A 16,656-nucleotide genomic window follows, 5' to 3' on the forward strand; every position below is an offset into this window, starting at 1 on the left:
CTTACCCCGCCGTAGCCAACTGTGAGTATGCCACCGAGAGTCGCATTGCCGGAGTCATCCGGGTTACCACCGGCGCCCGTACGAATGACGGGCGCCGAATGAGTGGTCCGCCGACCGGTAAGTCCGGTTTCGCCGCGACCCTGCGGCGGCTGCCGTCGGCGCAGAAGAGCGCTCAGGGCGCCCCGGCGTACTCCCGCTTCGTCAACCGCAGGGCGGGTGGTGTTCTCGCCGCCGCTGCCTACCAGCTCGGGCTGACACCCAATGCCGTGACGGCGGTCAGCGCGGCGTTCACCTTCGCGGGGATCGCCGGGATCGCCCTGGTCGAACCGTCCGTGACCAGCGGATTACTGGTCTGTGCCGCCCTCGTGCTCGGCTACGCCCTGGACGCGGCGGACGGGCAGCTTGCCCGGTTGCGCGGCGGCGGCAGCGCCTCCGGCGAGTGGCTGGACCACATCGTGGACGCCGCGAAAATCTCGGCGCTGCATTTGGCGGTACTGCTTGCCTGGTACCGTTTCTTCGAGCTTCCGGAAAGCTACCTGCTGGTTCCGTTGGGTTTTCAGGTCGTCGCCGTCGTCCTGTTTTTCGGAATGACGCTGAACGACCAGTTGCGCAGGGTGAAGGGAGTACCACGGGCCGCCTCCGGAACGCCATCGACCATCCGGTCGGTCCTTGTTGTTCCGACGGACTACGGTGTGTTGTGCCTGGCATTCCTGGTACTCGGTTTCCGCGATATATTCACGGTGGTCTACTGTTTGCTATTTCTGGCCAACACCGCCTTCCTGGTCGCGGCCTTGCGCAAGTGGTTCCTGGACATGGCGAGGCTGGACACCGCGGGGCGGACGGCAGAGGGGACGGATAACGGGTGACAGTGGTCGGCTATGCCCCCGGCGCCTACGACATGTTCCATATCGGGCACCTCAACATCCTGCGCCGGGCCAGCCAGGAGTGCGACCGCCTGGTCGCCGGGGTGGTCTCCGACGAGGTGGTGCTCAAGGCGAAGGGGAAACTCCCGATCATCCCGTTCGATGAGCGCCTCGAGATCGTCCGCAGCGTGCGCTTCGTGCACGAGGCGGTTCCGGACCTGCACCTGGACAAGTTCGACTCCTGGTTGCACATCGGGTTCGACGTGCTCTTCAAGGGGGATGACTGGCGCGGCACCGAACGGGCGGAGCGGCTGGAGGCCGCGCTGGGCGAGGTCGGCGCCCGCGTCGTCTACTTCCCCTACACCATGCACACCTCCAGCACCGCCCTCCGCAAGCTGATCTCCGTCCCCTCCTGACCTGCTGGCTACGGGAAGGTGGTCTGCGGGGAGCCGATGCGCTCCCCGTCGGCGTCGATCGCCCGGATGTAGTAGGTGCCGGAATCGTGGGCGGAGTCCAGGTAGCTCAGCCGCGGCAGATCCCATGGCCGGGACCGCTGGGTCACCGTGTGCACCGGCTCGCTCGTTCCGATCCGGACGACCTCGTAGCGGATCTCCGAATTCTGCCCGTCCCAGGTGGTGGTCCAGCTGATCCGGGGCTTGCCGGTCGCCGGGTCCGCGGTGATCTCCGGGGCACGGAACGGGACCTGCGGGCCCTTGTGCACCGCCCCGGGCACCCCGCGCGCGGCGAACCGGGTCAGCCCCTGCTGCGCGACCCCGTTGACCTCGGTGAACTCCCCACCGACCACGACGTACCCGTTGCCGGCGTCGATGGCCCAGGTGCCGTTGCGCCACGGGCTGTCCGCCGGTCCGCCGTCGGTATGCGGGAACCAGGGCAGCAGTTCCGGAATCGGGTCCCCGCGCCGTACGTGGTTCACGTCCTCGGTAGCGGTGCCGACCGCCTCGGTGGTCCCGGCGGTCAGCCGGAAGTAGCGGAAGGGACTGCCGTTCTCCGGGATGGCATCGATGGCCGAGCAGTCGTGCGCATGCGTCGCGGAGTACAGCACACCCTCGCTGACGGCCAGCGCCTGGGTGTCCCCGTAGCAGCCGTCCCACCAGCGGGCGACGCCGTCGGCGATGCCGATCGCGGCCCGCCCCTCGAACCGGGCGTTCGTGGTGCCCCAGGAGTAGGCGCTGAGGTAGGCGGTGCCGCTGCCGTCGGTGACGATGTCGGTGACCACCTCACCCCCGTGCGGAACCCTGGCCTGCCACGGGACGTTCGCGCCGCTGCTGGCGTCCACGGCCATCATCGAGTCCCTGCGCACGCCGTTGACGTGGTCGAAGGCCCCGCCGATGAGCACCCGGCCCTGCTGCGGGGCGGCGAGCACGGCGTAGACCTCCCGGTCAGCCGATGGCGCCCAGGGCAGCAAGGTTCCGTCCAGGCCGAGCGCGGCCAGCCTGCCCCGGTCCACGCCGTTGACCTTCCTGAACCCGCCACCCGCGTACACCGTGTCGGCGGTCACCGAGATGTCCCGCACCCGGCCGTGCATGGTGGGCCGGAAGTCCTGGTCCAGCTCGCGGGTGGCGGTGTCGAAGGCGGCGATGCGGGAGCGCCACCGGCCCTCGATCTTGTCGAAGTCCCCGCCGACGTAGACCGTACCGCCGTCCGGTGCGGCCTCGATCCCGAACACGGTGTCGCAGACGTACTGCGCGGGGCCGGTGTTCTTGCAGTACGGCCCCGGGTCGGTGCCTGAGGTGAAGGTGCTGCCGCTGACCTGCGGCGCCCACGGCAGCAGCTCGCCGGTGTGCAGGTCGAAGGCCAGCAGGTTGTGCCGGGCCACCTCGCCCGGCCCGCCGGGGGCGGCACCCGCGGGGCGGGCGGTGCTGAACTTGCCGCCCACGTACACCGTGTCGCCCACGATGGCCACGGCCAGCACAATTCCGTCGGTCTGCGGGGCCGGCATCGCGCCCGCGGTGACCGGGGTGGGCAGGGCCGGCACGGCGGCGGCGGGCAGGGCGGTGGCCAGCGGGAGGACCACCAGTGCGGCGGCGCAGGCAGCTACCAGTCGTCGGACGCGGGACATCGGATCCTTCTCTCGGTGGGGACCGGGTGGGGCGGGTTCCGGGTCAGGCCCGGCTGCGGAACAGGGCGGGGCTCCTGCTGCGGGCGCGGCCGCCTGGGCCGTACCCGAGGCGGAACGCGAGTTCCTCGTACCTGGCCGCGACATCCTCCCACCGGTACCGGCCCAGCGAGTCGAGCTGTGCCCTGCCTCGCAGGATCGTCGCCGCCGGCTGGTTCTCGGCCTCCTCGTACAGCCCGGCGAGCCCGGCGGGGTCGCGGAAGTACCGGCCGAACTCGCCAAGCACCTCGCGGTTGAAGCCGACGTCGAAGGCGGAGGTGGCGGCCGCCGCGCCCATCGCGCGCAGCAGCGAGGGGTTGGTGCCGCCGACCGAGTGCCCGTGCACATAGGTCAGCGCGTTGCCGTAGAGCTGGTCCAGCTGGTGCTGGTCCCAGATCGCGCCGAGCAGCCGGACGTCGTGGGCCGCGGCCATCCGCCGGATCCGCGCGGTGTACTCGTCCGCGTAGGGCGCCGCGCCGACCACCACCAGCGGGTACCCGGCCGCGCTGCGCAGGTAGCCCTCGACCGCGAGGTCGACATGGTTCTCCGGTTCGAACCGGGAGACCACCAGGTGGTAGCGGTGTGGCCGCAGCCCGAGTTCGGTGACCCGGTCGGAGCCGACCTCCCCGAGCACCGGCGCGCCGTAGGCGATGTACTCGGTGTCCACTCCGAACCGTTCCCGGTAGTAGTCCTGGATGCCACGCGCGTCCGCGATCAGCGCGTCCGACCAGCGCACAGCGAGGGTCTCGGCGGCCCGGTAGTAGTGTTTTCCCGCACCGTTCCACTTGGCACGCTTCCACTCCAGACCGTCCACATGGGTCACGACCGGAACGCGGCTGGATCGCAACATCGGCAGCAACGGCGCATTCGCCGCATTGAAGACAAACGCGACATCCGGCCGCTCACTGACCGCGTGCACCATCGACAGCGCGGTGTGGCTCAGCGTCTCCAGGGTCTTCCGGCGCAGCGCGGGCAACCGGACCAGGCGCATCCCCCGGTACTCGGCGACGGCGTCACCCTCGGTGTGCGATCGGCAGTAGACGGTGACCTCGTGACCCCGTTCGGCGAGCCTGCGGCCCACCTCCTCCACACATGTCTCGAACCCGCCGTACCGCGCCGGCACGCCGCGCGTGCCGATCATCGAAATCCGCATCCCTCACCGATCGACGTCCCACAGAATCCGCGCCCTCAGCGCCCGTTCCCAAACGCGCGACACGACCGGCTCGGCGGGGCTCGGACCGGATCGTGTTCGTCCGGTCCGCAGGCAAGACGCCCCGCCTCACTGCTCGTGGGCTCCGCCGCGCGCGTTCTTCCACTCACCGCGGGCGGCTCGAGTCCAGTTCGGGACCAGGCTCTCAGGGAGTAATATCTGCCCGGATCTTTTTCGTTACACCACTCGTAGCATCACCCTGCGACCAACCGGTGCCGCCATCAGGGTGAGCGAGAAGCGCCGAAGGGTGAAGGGTGCTGAGCAAGCGTGGGGCGGCCGCGTCCGGCGGTGACCTGGCGGGCCCGCCGGGCAGGTCGGCCACGGGCGGATGGTGGCCCGTGGCGGCGGTACTCGCGCTGGTGCTGGGCAGCGACTACGAGTGGCGGCTGCGCGCCGACGACCAGACGGTCTCGGGCAACGCGGACCCGTTCGTGCTGCTGGAGATCGGGCTGTACGCGCTGGTCGGATGCTTCCTGTTCCTCCGGTTCGCCCCTGCAACCCGGCTGCGCCGGGCCGAGCTGGCCGTCACCTTCCTCGGTTACGCCTACGCGATCGTGCTGGCCGGTTCGGCGCTGTACTCGCCCTACCCCGAGCTGGCGCTGGTCCGCGGCGCCCAGGTGGTGGTGCTGCTGGCGCTGAGCCGGTCGATCGCCCGGCATACCGGCCCCGGGGTCCCGCACCGGATCGCACATGCCTTCGCGGTCCTGATCAGCGGCTCGGTGATCTTCGGGGCGCTGGTGCCCTTTCCCCGGCTGCCCACCCAGCCGGACCGGTTCACCTGGCTGTACGTGCACCCGGTGCAGGCGGGCGAGATGCTGGCGATCGCCGTGGTCGTGCTGTTCGGCTACGTGCTCACGCACGGCCTGGAACGGGCGGGGCCGCGCTGGCCGTTGCCGCTCTACCTCGGACTGCTCGGGATCTGTGTCGCGGGGCTGATCGGCACCAAGACCCGGGGCGCGGTCGCGGGCGCCGTGGTGGGGGTGCTCGTGGTGCTGTGGACCCGCTGGCGCGGCCGCCGCAAGATCGAGGTGGGCCTGGTCTCCGCCGTCGCGCTCGCCGCGATCGCGCTGGTCGGCAGCTCGGCGATCGAATCCTTCTTCACCAGGGGCGAACCCGCCGAGCAGCTGTCCACATTGAACTCACGAACCGACCTGTGGGGACTCGCCTTCGAGTTCTTCGCCCAGCAGCCGCTGTACGGCTACGGCCTGAGCGCCTCGCGCGGCCTGTTCCTGGAGAGCATGGGGCTTGGCGGCGCGCACAACGCGCTGGTGAACCTTCTGGTGGACACCGGGCTGCTCGGGGCCGTGGTGTGGCTGGCGCTCCTGACCGTACTGGGGGTCACCGCGCTGCGGCTGTCCACCACCAGCCCGCACCTGCCCGTGGAGCGCACGCTCGTCCTCGCCGTGCTGCTGGGCATGGCGGCCAACTCGATGTTCACCGAAGGGCTCGGCGCCCCGGCCAATGTCGCCTGCACCTGGCTGTTCGTGCTGCTGGCCTGGGTGGAGATCGCGCGGAGGGAACCGGCGTGACGACTCCGGCCACCCGCCGCAGGGCGCTGCTGGCGCATGCCTCCGCCGAGCTGTACGGCTCCGACCGGGTGTTCCTCGAGTCGGTTCGCGCGCTGGCCGAGGCCGGGTGGCAGGTCACGGTCACTCTGCCTGCGGCGGGCCCGCTGGAGGATGCGCTGCGCAGGGCGGGGGCGCGGGTGCTGCGGTGCCCTTCCCCCGTGCTGCGCAAGGCCGCGCTGCGCCCGGCCGGTCTCGCCAGGCTGCTGCTGGACACCGCGCGGGCGGTACCGCCGATGGTGCGCCTGCTGCGCGAGATCCGGCCGGAACTGGTCTACGTGAACACGGTCACCGTCCCGCTGTGGCTGCCGCTGGCCAGGCTGCTGGGTGCCGCGGTGGTGGCACATGTGCACGAGGCCGAGGAGGCGGTACCGGCACCGGTGCGGTTCGCGCTCGCCGCTCCCCTGCTCGCGGCGCACCGGGTGGTGGTGAACAGCCTGGCGACCGGCGCGGTGGTGGTCCGCGCCCTGCCGCGGCTGCGGGAACGCACCCGGCTGGTCTACAACGGGGTTCCCGGGCCGCCGGCACGGCCGCCGTCCCCGCCGCGGCACGGGGAACCGGCGCGGGTCCTGCTGGTCGGCCGGATCTCCCCGCGCAAGGGCACCGACACCGCGGTGCGAGCGCTCGCCCGGCTGCGGGAGCGGGGGCGTCCGGTGGAGCTGGAGGTGCTCGGTTCGGTGTTCCCGGGATACGAATGGTTCGAACGGCGGGTGCGGGCCGAGGCAGAGCGGGCAGGCATCGCCGGATCGGTGCGGCTGGGCGGGTTCCGGGACGAGGTGTGGGAGGCATACCGGGCGGCGGATGTGGCGATCGTGCCCTCCAGGGTGGAGCCATTCGGCAACACGGCCGTCGAGGCGCAACTGGCCGGAGTGCCGGTCGTCGTCACCGACGCGCAGGGGCTGCCGGAGACGGTCGAGGGCGGCCGGTGGGGCGCGGTGGTGCCCGCGGACGATCCGGACGCGCTGGCCGCGGCGATCGCCGCGGTGCTGGACGACCACCCGGCCGCGCTCGCGCGGGCCCGCGCCGCCAGGGAGGCCGCGCGGACCCGGTTCGGGCCCCGGCGGTACCGCGCCGAGATCCTCGCACTGGCCACCGAGGTGACCGGCGGAGCTCCCGGTAGGTCAGGCGATTGAGCGGTAAGTCAGCTGGTGGCGAGCCCGCGAAGGCGGTCCATGGCGTGCCACACCTCGGTGTAGCTGGTGGTGAGCGGGCTGAGCCCGATCCGGATTCCGTCCGGTCCGCGGAAGTCGATGAGCACCCCGTCCTCGATGAGCCTGCGGGCCAGCCGGTCCGCGTGGGGGTGCCGCAGCGTCACGTGCCCGGCACGCAGGTCGTCCTCCCTCGGCGAGGCGACCGCGCAGCCAAGGGGCGCGAGCCAGGCGTCCGCGAGGTCGATGACCCACCGGCCCAGCGCGACGGCCTTGGCCCGCACGCGGAGGATCCCGGCCTCGGCCAGCAGCGCGACGCCTTCGGCGACCCCGACCATCCCGAGCACCGGCGGAGTGCCCGAAAGGGCCCTGCGGATGCCGGGGGCCGGGCGGTAGTGAGCTTCCATGCCGAAGGTGTCGGCCGCGCCCATCCAGCCGGTGATGGGCTGGCCGAACTCGTGGTGGTGCCGGGAGCTGGCGTAGAGGAAGGCCGGCGCGCCGGGCCCCGCGTTGAGAAACTTGTAGCTGCATCCGACGGCGAAGTCGGCCCCGGCGGTGTCCAGCGCGACCGGAATCGAACCGACGCTGTGGCACAGGTCCCATACGACGAGCCCGCCGCGGTCGTGCACCAGCCCGGTGATCGCCGCCAGGTCGGCGATCGCGGCGGAACGGTAGTCCACATGCGACAGCACGACCACCGCGGTGCGCTCGCTCAGTACCGCGGCGACCTCGGCCGGTGCGACGCCGGACCACGGGTCCGACTCGATCCATCGCACCGTGAGCCCGAGCTCACCGGCGACGCTCTCCACGATGAACCGGTCGGTCGGGAAGTTCGAGGTGTCGGTGACCACCTCGTCCCGCCCTGGCCGCAGGCCGATCGCGGCACGCAGCACCTTGTAGAGGCACACGGAGGTGGAGTCGGCGACGATGACCTGGCCGGGCGCCGCGCCGAGCGCCACCGAGCCGAGCTCGTCGCCGAGCCGCTCGGGCAGCGTGAGCCAGCCTTCCTCCCAGGAGCGGATCAGCCGGGCGCCCCACTCCTGCCCGACGAGCTCCTGCAGCCGTTGCGCCGTGGACCGCAGAGGCCTGCCCAGCGAGTTGCCGTCGAGGTAGGCGACGACTCCGGGGTCGCCGATCGGGACGAACCGGTCCCGGAAGTGGGCGAGCTCGTCGGCGGCGTCAAGCCGGGCCGCCCGCTCGAGGCTGGTCCGCTCGGGACTCGTGTTCGTCATCAGGGTCGCTGAATCTACCGCCGGCCCACCGCGCTCAGTAGGCGCCCTGGCCCACCACGACGGCCCGTACCGTCTTCCACAGGATCACCAGGTCCATCGCCAGCGACCAGTCCTCGACGTAGCGCAGGTCGAGCCGGACGCTCTCCGCCCAGGTGAGGTCGCTGCGGCCACTGACCTGCCACAGCCCGGTCAGCCCTGGTTTGACCAGCAACCGCCGGTTGGCGTCCACGGAGTACTCCTCGGTCTCCTCCGGAAGGGGTGGGCGCGGCCCCACCAGGGACATCCGTCCGGAAAGGACGTTGCACAACTGCGGAAGCTCGTCCAGGGAGTACCGCCGCAGCAGGGCCCCGATCCTGGTGACCCGTGGATCCTTGCGCAGCTTGAACAGCGGCCCCGCGGCTTCGTTGTCCGCCAGCAGGTCGCTCCGTACCCGGTCGGCGTCCACGACCATCGTGCGGAACTTGAGCATGGTGAAGGTGGCACCGTCCCTGCCGACCCTGCGCTGCCGGTAGATCACCGGCCCGCGGTCGCCGAGCTTGATCGCCAGCGCGATCAGCAGCAGCAGCGGGCTGAGCAGCCCCAGCAGCAGTGCGGAGCCCACCCGGTCGACGATCTCCTTGACCAGCCTGCGGCCTCCGGTGAACTGTGGTGCCGCCACCCGCACCAGCGGCATCCCGAACACGCCGGAGACGTTCAGCCGGGGACCGGCCACCTCCATCAGCACCGGAGCGACCACCATCTCGGCCGAGGTGCTCTCCAGGTCCCAGGCCAGCCGCTGCAGCCTGCGCGGACTCCAGTACCGGTCGGCTGTGATCGCCACCACCCGGTAGCCGCCCCGCTGCACGTGGTCGGCCAGTTCGTCCAGCCGCCCCACCACCGGGACCCCGCTCACGTCCCCCTGGTCCTGGGTGCCATCGGGGGTGCAGACGGCCTCCACCCGCCAGCCCATATGCGAGACCAGGCGGGTGCGCTCGATCAGTTCCCGCACCGTCTCCGGGTCACCGGCGGCCATCACCGGCAGCAGGCACCGCCCGCGCCTGCGGGCCAGGTGCAGCAGGCGACGCAACAGGTAACGCTGGGGCAGCAGCACGGCCGCCAGCGCGGGCATGACCAGGAAGACCCAGGGTTGTACCGACAGCGCACCGAACAGCAGCCCGGCCATGGCGACCATGACTCCAGCCGCGAACAAGCCCTTGCCCAGCCTGCGGAACTCCTCGGCTCCCTCTCCGAGCACCTGCTGGGTCCACGCGCGACTGGCGGGAAGGGCGAGCAGGACGGCGACGCCGACGCCGAGGCCGATCAGCAGATGGTCGGTGCGGTCGGCGGCCGCGTCGATGATCGCGGCACTCACCGCGACGACCAGCAAGGTGGCCAGCGCGTCCCCGCCGATCACCCAGCTGCGGTAACGACGTTCCCAGGCCATCGTCGGTGGCCGGGTCGCGGTCCGGGAACGGGGTGTGCGCCCGCTTGTGGCGGACGTCACGGAACGCGCGGCGCGCGGGCTGGTGTGGAGATCCCCGGTGTGCAGATCAATGCGTGACGAGATGCCTTCGGCGGTGGATGACGAGCGCGCAGACTCGTCCATAGACCCTCCCGGTTGGCAGACAGCGGCTCCGCAGAGTAACCAGGTGTGTTGCACATCGAGTAATCACTCCGGGCGACACACGACCTGGTATCGGCGGCTTCCGAATCGGCGTTACACCGCCACGAACGGGTTTTCATGAGGTGAGACGACGGGAAGATGAATGCTAACGATAACAAATTGATGACAACGAGTGATCATCGAAAGCAAACAACAGCTACCCAAAGTAGTCAGTAATTCCTGCGCAACGGGTCACCGGCACCCGCCACAGTGGACGATCCGCCGCGCCGGGCAGGTTGCGGCGCGGCCTCGACTGGGTAACGAGTGACGAGCCGTGTGGGTCACTCCGCCGTCATGACGGGAAGGACGGAACACCATGGGCGCCAAGGGTGTTGTACCGAAGTCCGGCGCATACCGGACCACACGACGAAAGGCATGACAAAAACATAACGGCCCGCACTCGGTTCGAGTACGGGCCGGATTCCGATGGTGGGCGATACTGGGATCGAACCAGTGACCTCTTCGGTGTGAACGAAGCGCTCTCCCGCTGAGCTAATCGCCCCCTCGCGGTGTGAGAACAGACTGTACCGGACCGGTTTCGGCGGCCGGAGAGCGGGGTCCCTACAACGTTCGGAGGCCTGCAAACGGGTGGTTCCGCCGAGCACGGTCCGCGCATTGATCGGCACGCAGCGAAGAACACCGTGCTCGCGGGGTTTCCGGCTGGCGGAGGGGAGCTACGTCACGTGCGGCATTCGCGGGACAGTGCTATCGCGCGGGCGCCGAACCGAGCAGTATGTAGGGCGTGGACGATCAGTGAGATCACACACCGGAGGGCGAGATGCCGGCGAGGCCGGGACGGCTGGATCGAATGGAGCAATACGAGACCCCGTACGGGTGATCTGCGGCGAAACGGCGAGCCGAAGACCCCCCAGCCACGTCTCACCGTCGGAACTCGGCCAGACTGGCCGGAAGGGAGCAGAAGGGTTAGGACGATGCGAAACGATCACGTGACGCTCCGCTCGACGGCGGTGTTCGATCTGCTGGCGCCGCGAACCCCCGCGGTTCCGGTCAAAGTGGAGCTGCGCTATGACACCCGCGATCCGTACGCCGTGGTCGCCGCGTTCCGTACCGGCCGAGCAGGCTGGGTGGAATGGGTGTACGCACGTGACCTGCTCGCCGACGGCCTGCTCGCCGATGCCGGAGACGGCGACGTGCGGATCCGCCCCTCGGTCGAGGACCCCGAGTCGGTGCTGATCGAGCTCAACTCCCCCTCCGGGCACGCGATGTTCGAGGCCTCGGCACAGGAGCTCGCGGACTTCCTGGACCGTACCTATGACGTGGTACTACCGGGCAACGAGCACCTGTGGGTGGACGTGGACGACGCGCTGACCCACCTGATCCCCAACGATTTGAGCTGATGACAACGGCCGGACACGCGGTGGCCACCCCCATGTGACCGCCCGATCCGCCGTCCGATAGAGTTCTACGCACACCACGACAACGAGTCAGCGACTCGGAGTCATGGAATGCGGACGTAGCGCAGCTGGTAGCGCATCACCTTGCCAAGGTGAGGGTCGCGGGTTCGAGTCCCGTCGTCCGCTCGACTGCGGCGGCACCCCGCAGTTGGATCGGGTCTGGTGGGAAATGTCTCCGGCGCGGTCCATCGAAACACGGCGGAGTGGCCGAGTGGTTCAGGCAAGGGCCTGCAAAGCCCTGTACGCGGGTTCGATTCCCGCCTCCGCCTCGCGCGATTAGCTCAGCGGGAGAGCGCTACCTTGACACGGTAGAGGTCACTGGTTCGATCCCAGTATCGCGCACCACCTGTTTTCCCAGGTCAAACCCCCTCCGGTGATCACCATCAGCGGGGGTTTCGTCGTTGCTGGGAGCACAATTGGGAGCAGTTGATCTTGCCTTACTGTGTTCACCACATCTGTGTTCATCACCCGGCCACCCTGAGCAGGGAGACCATCGGCCCAGCGGCGACCTAACGCGCCCAGCGTGGACTAGACCGCAGGGTGGGGTGATGTGTGAATAGAGGCCCAGGATAACGGGCACGCACGTTCGTGCAGGAGTACGCCCGGTATTCCGTCCTCGATTGGAGCCAGATGCGGCGGGTATGCCGCAGCTCACGACATGTGAGCACCCGGCGCAGCACCTCCACCTACGACTTGATCCGCATCCGGCTCAAAGTCCGCAACGGGGTCTCGTCGAACCTCGCAAGGACCTGGTTACGCAAGTGCGACCGGTCTTCGCCCAGTACCCTCGCACGCTGCCGATCGATCCATCCCACTGAGCGGTGGACCTAGACACCGGTTCATCTGCGCCCCTTCATGATGAGCTGCACCCGAAGCCGTTCCGGCGATGTTGGCCCTGCATCTTGCAGTGCTCGGCGTTCCACACGACGTCGCAGGGGCCTGATGACAGCAGTCCTGTGGCGCCTGCGCCGCTCACGAGCAGATTGGGGTGCTGGGCGCGGGCCACAGCTCCCACCGATTCGCCGCGCCGCGCGATGGCACCGGGTTGCTGGGCCAGCACCTTGGCGAGCCTGCTCATGATTTCCTCGATCGGTAGCCCAGATGGGTTCACGGCCAGCGGCTTGGGTTTCGGCGGCTTGTCCGCCCGCGCACGGTCCCTCGCGAGCTTGGCCGACTTCTCGCGGACCTGCTCCAGGTGCGCGGGCCAGTCCGGCCAGCCGGGCAGGGCCCTATCCCCGGCAAGAGCAGGCACGGCGTCTCATGCCACGCCTTCGGGCGGAGGCACTCCGAGCACATGTCGGCGGATTCAGGCGGAGGAATCGCTTCCAAGTATTCGCGACGCTCGTTTCTCCCGCGACAGCTCGTCGCCAAACTGGCGCCGAGCCGCGGAGTAGGTGGTGTCCGGCAGCCTGGCCTTAAGGGGCGCTGCTACTACGACTGTGCCTGGGTGGAACATCCACAGCGCCGTCAATGAGTCGCGGCAACGGTGACTGCTGATGCGTCGCGACCGGCGCACTGGTGAGTTGGCGTTCTACCGCTGCTACGCGCCCCACCCCGGCCGACCTGCCCCTCCTTTGTCCGGATTGCTGGAAGGCGGCGGACGGTCGGGTAGTCCTTCCAGACCCCGAAGGGTCATACCAGGTTGGACGAGTACCAGGTTCGCGCCTGGAAGGCATCGTACCGGTGGAGCACCCTGGTCTTAGTGGCGCGTCTGTTCCTGGTCTTCGCCGCAGCGCGGCCGCGAGCCCAACCGGTGTCCGAGGGGCTGATTCCGTTGATGCTCAACTAGGTGATCTCATCAACTTTCAGGTGAGTAGGCCGTGTTCGAAATGGGTGAGCACGAGGGCGGGTATGACGATGTGGCCGATCTAGCTGGGGCTGGCGGTGGTGTGGTGGAGCACTCGCCAGCCGGCCGGTGAGGACGGCGAATCCACGTTCGCCGATGCAGCGCAGGCCGCGGAGCAGGGCGTTGTAGGTGCGGTTGTCGGCATGGGGCTCTTGGTCACCGGCGGGTTGTTTGTACGGGGTGTGCACGCCGATGCCCGCGCCTTCGTAGCCGCCGTCGGCGAGCGCGGGCAGGTCGAGTTGGGAGTAGGCCTAGTACAGGGCGCCGAGGACGTGCTCTCGGGCCGCGGTCAGGTCATGCACCGAGCCGGGTTCGACATCGGCCACCCATCGCGAGAGACCGTGTGGTCCGGAGAGTGCTTGGATGTTGCCGCCGGGCTCGTGGGCTTTCCCGGAGTACCAGCGGTCGATCTGTTTCCCTTTGACACTCAGGGTTTTCTCGCTACACCGGTCAGCGGAGAAGATCTTTCCGTCGAGGATCACGTAAGCTGGCCCGTCGGCTTTGGCCTTGGCCTTGGCGTCATGCAGATCCGGCGCTTGTTTGGCAAGCACATTGATGACCTCGTCGAGGTAGCGATATCCGGTGGCACGGGAAACTCCGTGGTCCCGCGCCAACGCAGTGACCTCGGCGTTCTGCCGAAACCAGTGCAACCCCAGCACCGCCTGCCGAAAGCAGGTCATCGCCCTGCTGTTCTTGCGAGTACCGCGTCGACGGCGTTCGGCATGTAGCAACCGGCTGACGTACTGGGCGAGTTCACGCGGCACGTCGAGCATGGCACGATGGGCAATCACGGAGAGCCCCTGACCTTGGACTTGATCTTCGCAAATCCAGTCCTGCCAGGAGGCTCCCCGCCCACGCCTCACAGGCTCCCACCAGCAACAGAGCCAACCATCCCAGCACCGCGCTCTTCACACCCGAGCCGATCTTGGTGAGATCACCTCAATACCTGAAGCCGGCATCTTCCATGCACTGCTTGACCAGGATCTGCTCGGCGTGGCCGCACCTGCACCGTCTCGGCGGCGGTCAGCTCCCGCCCGTCGGCCTGCGGGGCGTCGGAGCGCCCCGCGATCGCGCAGGCGCTGACGACCGTGAACAGCCTGCTCATGTGCGTTGTCCCCTCGAGGAAGCTTCCGGGAGCGTGGTGTGTGCTGCCAGCGGAAGGCTTGTGACGTCGCTTCAGCCATGGTTCAGCGCGAGCTACAGCGGAGCACCAGCGCCGGTCAGAAGATCCGGTCGTAGGCGGACCAGTTGTTGCCGACCATGGTGGCGTCAGTGGTGAATCCGCCGCGACCGTTGCCCTTGAACAGGTACAGGTCGCGATTCGACGCGTGCCGCGCCAACACATCCGCGCTACCGTCACCCGTGAAGTCACCAGGCGAGAAAATCACATCATAACCCGACCAGTTGTTACCCACCACGACAGCGTCACCAACAAACCCACCACGACCATCACCCTTGAACAAATACAGATCGCGATTCGACGCATGCCGCGCCAACACATCCGGGTTGCCATCACCGCTGAAGTCCACGACTTCATCGACCTCATCGTCGCGCGCGCCGAGCGGTTCGGTGTATCCGACGATGTCGCCGTCGCTACGACTGTAGGACCTCTGGCTGATGCGGTCGCTGCTGTTTCCCTCGATGGTGTAGACGGTGCTGCTGTTGGCGGACTCCACCCGGTCAGGACATCGCCATCGCCGACGATCACCTTCCGGACCCCGGCCTTGTACCAGGCGTACTTGACGAAGGATCGGTCAGCGTGGTGAACCGGGCGTGACCCGGATGTCCAGGTGCAAGCGGTTCTTGCTGGTCTTGGTCTCCGGCACGGTCTGAAACCACACCGTCGGCCGGTTGCCATGCGGATCGACGAGGTCGTGCGCGCCTTCGCGATATCACCCGGCAGTGCGGACGATTGCCGCTGGCCATCCGCATCGCCGGGGCACGCCTGGCGTCCCGCCGCCAGTGGTCGCTGTCCCGGCTGGCGAACCGCCTCACCGACGAGCAGCACCGGCTCGACGACTTGACGGTCGGCGACCAGGAGGTGCGGGCCGGCATCAACCTCAGCCACGCGCTCCTGCCCGAGCGCACGCAGGTCGCGCTGCGCCGGTTCGGTCTGCTCGGCCTGCCGCACTTCTCGGCCTGGATCGCCGCCGCTCTGGAAACCGAGCTGGACGAAGCAGAACACCTGCTGGAGGACCTCGTCGACGTATCGCTCGTCGAGGTCGACCGGGTGGACCCCGTCGGCCTCGTCCGGTACCAGCTCCACGACCTCGTCCGCCTGTTCGCGCAGGAACGCGCCGTCCAGGAGGACCCGCCCAAGGAACGCGCCGCGGTGGTCGAACGCGTGCTCGGCGGCTGGATCTGGCTGGTCGAGCGGATCAACGAGACGGTGCCACCGGTCCAGCCGGCGATCCAGGCCACCTTCCGACTGAGCCGGGCCGTCGACGACGAGATCGCCCGGCGGTCGTCACCCGGCCGAGCGACTGGTTCCGTGCCGAGGAGGAGGAGCTGACCGCGGCCGTCGAGCTGGCCGCGGCACAGGACCTGGACGACATCGCGGTCGAGCTCGCCACCGCCCTGTCGGGCAGCGTGTTCAACGGCCTCTACCGCGTGCTCGACGACCCGTTCGGGCCGTGGCACCGCACGCACGACGCCGCGCTCACCGCCGCACGACGCAACGACAACGCGCTCGGCGAGGCCACCCTGCTCGCGGGGCTGGGCCAGCTGCACTACGAACTGGACGAATACCCCCGCTCCCGCGCCTACCTCAGCCAGGCGCTGTCGGTGTTCCGCACAGCGGGCGACGTCCGGGGCGAGGCCGCCACGCTCGCCGCACTCGGCGCGACCTGCCGCGAGCAGGGCTACCTGCCGGAGGCACTGCAGTTCCTCGACCGAGCCGCCCACATGTGGGCCGAACTCGAGGATCCCGGAGCCCTGGGCCACGTCCGGCGAGTGGCCAGCACGGTGCGCCTGGAGATGGGCGACTACCCCGCCACGCACGCCGACCTGACCGAGGCACGCGCGCTGTTCGCCGCGGCGAGGGGCTCACCCCGCGCAGCCTCTCGCTCTACCACCGCGCCCGCGGCGAGCGGGCACAGGCCGAGGATCTCGCCCGCGCCGCGCTCGCGATCTTCGAGCAGACCGAGGACCGGATCCTGGTGGCCTACGCCGAGCGTGCACTGGCCAAGGCGCTGCTCCGGCTCGGCGACTCGGCGGCGGCGCTACCGCAGGCGCAGCGAGCGTTGGAGGTCTGCCACGCCCTCGGCGACGCGTTCGGCCAGGCGGGCACCCTCTGCGTCGTCGGCGAGATCCACCTCGCCGACGGCCGGCTCCACCAAGCCCGCGACTGCCTGGCGGACGCGCTGCGCCGGTGGACCGACCTGCGCGGCGAGCTGTTCCCGGCACGCACCAAGCACACCCTCGCCAAGGTGCACCACGCGCTTGGCGACACGTGTGGCGCCGAGCGGTTGACCGCCGAGGCCGTCGACACGTTCCGCACCTACGGCGCGCGCGAGTACACCGAACTCACGGGGCGTTCGCTGTAGGGCCGGCTACAGCGTTCCTGAAGCGCCGCGCGGCAACATGGCATCCCCATCGTATGTCCAGACCGGAGGAACCA

The 16,656-nt window shown here is 69.3% G+C and carries 13 protein-coding genes, 4 tRNA genes and 3 pseudogenes; 11 read left to right on the forward strand and 9 right to left on the reverse strand.

What is annotated here, in order from left to right; translation table 11 throughout:
• Window positions 1-98: 98 nt before the first annotated feature.
• Window positions 99-866, forward strand: a complete 768-nt coding sequence (locus KOI47_RS20990; protein ID WP_216206172.1) for a CDP-alcohol phosphatidyltransferase family protein — start codon at window positions 99-101, stop codon at window positions 864-866.
• A complete protein-coding gene (locus tag KOI47_RS20995; RefSeq protein ID WP_216206176.1) occupies window positions 863-1,279 on the forward strand; it encodes an adenylyltransferase/cytidyltransferase family protein in 417 nt (138 codons plus the stop codon). Before KOI47_RS20990 ends, KOI47_RS20995 begins: the two co-directional genes overlap by 4 nt.
• An 8-nt stretch (window positions 1,280-1,287) precedes the next feature.
• Here the strand turns inward: KOI47_RS20995 and KOI47_RS21000 are convergent, their stop codons facing one another.
• Complete coding sequence (locus KOI47_RS21000; RefSeq protein ID WP_216206179.1) at window positions 1,288-2,943, reverse strand: hypothetical protein; 1,656 nt, start codon at window positions 2,941-2,943, stop codon at window positions 1,288-1,290.
• Window positions 2,944-2,986: 43 nt separating this feature from the next.
• A complete protein-coding gene (locus tag KOI47_RS21005) occupies window positions 2,987-4,120 on the reverse strand; it encodes a DUF1972 domain-containing protein (protein WP_232376144.1) in 1,134 nt (377 codons plus the stop codon).
• 323 nt (window positions 4,121-4,443) lie between these two features.
• Between KOI47_RS21005 and KOI47_RS21010 the strand changes: the two genes are divergently transcribed.
• Window positions 4,444-5,718 carry an O-antigen ligase family protein gene (locus KOI47_RS21010; RefSeq protein ID WP_232376145.1) on the forward strand — a complete coding sequence of 425 codons (1,275 nt, stop codon included), beginning with the start codon at window positions 4,444-4,446 and terminating at the stop codon, window positions 5,716-5,718.
• Window positions 5,715-6,887, forward strand: coding sequence for a glycosyltransferase (locus tag KOI47_RS21015; RefSeq protein WP_232376146.1), 1,173 nt, complete (start codon window positions 5,715-5,717; stop codon window positions 6,885-6,887). The genes KOI47_RS21010 and KOI47_RS21015 overlap by 4 nt, the downstream gene beginning before the upstream one ends.
• An 8-nt stretch (window positions 6,888-6,895) precedes the next feature.
• On the opposite strand, the gene KOI47_RS21020 is transcribed toward KOI47_RS21015, so the two are convergent.
• The 3 genes from KOI47_RS21020 to KOI47_RS21030 form a co-directional block, all read right to left on the reverse strand.
• On the reverse strand, window positions 6,896-8,134 hold the full coding sequence (locus tag KOI47_RS21020; protein ID WP_216206185.1) for a kynureninase: 1,239 nt from the start codon (window positions 8,132-8,134) through the stop codon (window positions 6,896-6,898).
• A 34-nt stretch (window positions 8,135-8,168) separates the two neighbouring features.
• Window positions 8,169-9,719: a sugar transferase gene (locus KOI47_RS21025; protein WP_216206188.1), complete on the reverse strand. Its 1,551-nt coding sequence runs from the start codon at window positions 9,717-9,719 to the stop codon at window positions 8,169-8,171.
• Window positions 9,720-10,203: 484 nt separating this feature from the next.
• Window positions 10,204-10,278 (reverse strand) — tRNA-Val (locus KOI47_RS21030).
• A gap of 430 nt (window positions 10,279-10,708) precedes the next feature.
• On the opposite strand from KOI47_RS21030, the gene KOI47_RS21035 reads away from it, so the two are divergent.
• The 4 genes from KOI47_RS21035 to KOI47_RS21050 all read left to right on the forward strand — a co-directional run bounded on the left by KOI47_RS21035 (window position 10,709) and on the right by KOI47_RS21050 (window position 11,536).
• Window positions 10,709-11,134, forward strand: coding sequence for an SsgA family sporulation/cell division regulator (locus tag KOI47_RS21035; RefSeq protein ID WP_020672550.1), 426 nt, complete (start codon window positions 10,709-10,711; stop codon window positions 11,132-11,134).
• 110 nt (window positions 11,135-11,244) lie between these two features.
• Window positions 11,245-11,317 (forward strand) — tRNA-Gly (locus KOI47_RS21040).
• Between the two features lie 71 nt (window positions 11,318-11,388).
• Window positions 11,389-11,460: transfer RNA gene (locus tag KOI47_RS21045), tRNA-Cys, on the forward strand.
• A 1-nt stretch (window position 11,461) separates the two neighbouring features.
• Window positions 11,462-11,536 (forward strand) — tRNA-Val (locus KOI47_RS21050).
• A gap of 508 nt (window positions 11,537-12,044) precedes the next feature.
• Here KOI47_RS21050 and KOI47_RS21055 read toward each other — a convergent pair.
• From KOI47_RS21055 to KOI47_RS21070, 4 genes and pseudogenes are all read right to left on the reverse strand, one after another.
• The gene (locus KOI47_RS21055) at window positions 12,045-12,443 is read right to left on the reverse strand and encodes a hypothetical protein (protein WP_216206191.1); all 399 of its coding nucleotides are present in this window, start codon (window positions 12,441-12,443) and stop codon (window positions 12,045-12,047) included.
• Between the two features lie 616 nt (window positions 12,444-13,059).
• Window positions 13,060-13,828 (reverse strand): annotated as a pseudogene (locus tag KOI47_RS21060) (transposase family protein).
• A 429-nt stretch (window positions 13,829-14,257) separates the two neighbouring features.
• A complete protein-coding gene (locus KOI47_RS21065; RefSeq protein ID WP_216206196.1) occupies window positions 14,258-14,713 on the reverse strand; it encodes an FG-GAP repeat domain-containing protein in 456 nt (151 codons plus the stop codon).
• A 78-nt stretch (window positions 14,714-14,791) separates the two neighbouring features.
• Window positions 14,792-14,902 (reverse strand): annotated as a pseudogene (locus tag KOI47_RS21070) (VOC family protein); the annotation flags it as partial.
• A gap of 47 nt (window positions 14,903-14,949) precedes the next feature.
• Between KOI47_RS21070 and KOI47_RS21075 the strand changes: the two are divergent.
• The 3 genes and pseudogenes from KOI47_RS21075 (at window position 14,950) to KOI47_RS35770 (ending at window position 16,582) form a co-directional block, all read left to right on the forward strand.
• Window positions 14,950-15,549 carry a hypothetical protein gene (locus KOI47_RS21075; protein ID WP_216206200.1) on the forward strand — a complete coding sequence of 200 codons (600 nt, stop codon included), beginning with the start codon at window positions 14,950-14,952 and terminating at the stop codon, window positions 15,547-15,549.
• A gap of 98 nt (window positions 15,550-15,647) precedes the next feature.
• Window positions 15,648-15,875: pseudogene (locus KOI47_RS35765) on the forward strand (hypothetical protein); the annotation flags it as partial.
• Between the two features lie 68 nt (window positions 15,876-15,943).
• Window positions 15,944-16,582, forward strand: a complete 639-nt coding sequence (locus tag KOI47_RS35770) for a tetratricopeptide repeat protein (RefSeq protein ID WP_232376147.1) — start codon at window positions 15,944-15,946, stop codon at window positions 16,580-16,582.
• Window positions 16,583-16,656 lie beyond the last annotated feature (74 nt).

It is taken from the genome of Amycolatopsis aidingensis, from assembly GCF_018885265.1.
Taxonomy (GTDB): Bacteria; Actinomycetota; Actinomycetes; order Mycobacteriales; family Pseudonocardiaceae; genus Amycolatopsis; species Amycolatopsis aidingensis.

What these genes read in the sequence shown, in the direction of transcription:
- KOI47_RS21025 (WP_216206188.1), bottom strand. Translation starts at nt 9,719, where the DNA reads ATGGACGAGTCTGCGCGCTCGTCATCCACCGCCGAAGGCATCTCGTCA.
- KOI47_RS21005 (WP_232376144.1), bottom strand. Translation starts at nt 4,120, where the DNA reads ATGATCGGCACGCGCGGCGTGCCGGCGCGGTACGGCGGGTTCGAGACA.
- KOI47_RS21035 (WP_020672550.1), top strand. Translation starts at nt 10,709, where the DNA reads ATGCGAAACGATCACGTGACGCTCCGCTCGACGGCGGTGTTCGATCTG.
- KOI47_RS21000 (WP_216206179.1), bottom strand. Translation starts at nt 2,943, where the DNA reads ATGTCCCGCGTCCGACGACTGGTAGCTGCCTGCGCCGCCGCACTGGTG.
- KOI47_RS20990 (WP_216206172.1), top strand. Translation starts at nt 99, where the DNA reads ATGAGTGGTCCGCCGACCGGTAAGTCCGGTTTCGCCGCGACCCTGCGG.
- KOI47_RS21020 (WP_216206185.1), bottom strand. Translation starts at nt 8,134, where the DNA reads ATGACGAACACGAGTCCCGAGCGGACCAGCCTCGAGCGGGCGGCCCGG.